Source organism: Polaromonas sp. P1_G2 (assembly GCF_056405515.1).
Map to the genome: position 1 here is coordinate 1 of NZ_JBFUBY010001787.1, position 356 is coordinate 356.

The following is a 356-nucleotide window of genomic DNA, read 5'->3' on the forward strand; positions in this document are numbered from 1 at the left end:
CGACTGTGCCGACACTTGCTCCGACTGCCACTGAATACATTTGAACGGGCGTCCTGGCACTTCGTGGAGGCAACCCTCGAGCATAGCTCGGATTCCAACAAGTGTGAGAATGTCCTCTGCAAACACTTGAATGTCCAAACCTCCGCCGCTTGACCGGATCGAAATTTCGCTCCCACCAAAGGCGAAAAAACCCTCGTCTGTGGCGGCGACCGCGCCGGCAGATAGTAGACGATTGCAAAGCGTGCAGAAAATGTTCCGCTGATCGCCGGCCGTCAGGCGAGTTTTAGCGAAGAACTCGGGCGCCACCCCGTCAGGAATTTGTGCCTGATCAATGCTCTCGATGGTATGCATTGCAT

At 55.3% G+C, this 356-nt stretch carries 1 protein-coding gene; it reads right to left on the reverse strand.

Features of this window, described 5'->3' with window-relative positions; genetic code table 11:
• The coding region (locus AC1D0P_RS32595; RefSeq protein WP_477680500.1) for a hypothetical protein at nucleotides 1-356 on the reverse strand (356 nt) is incomplete at both ends.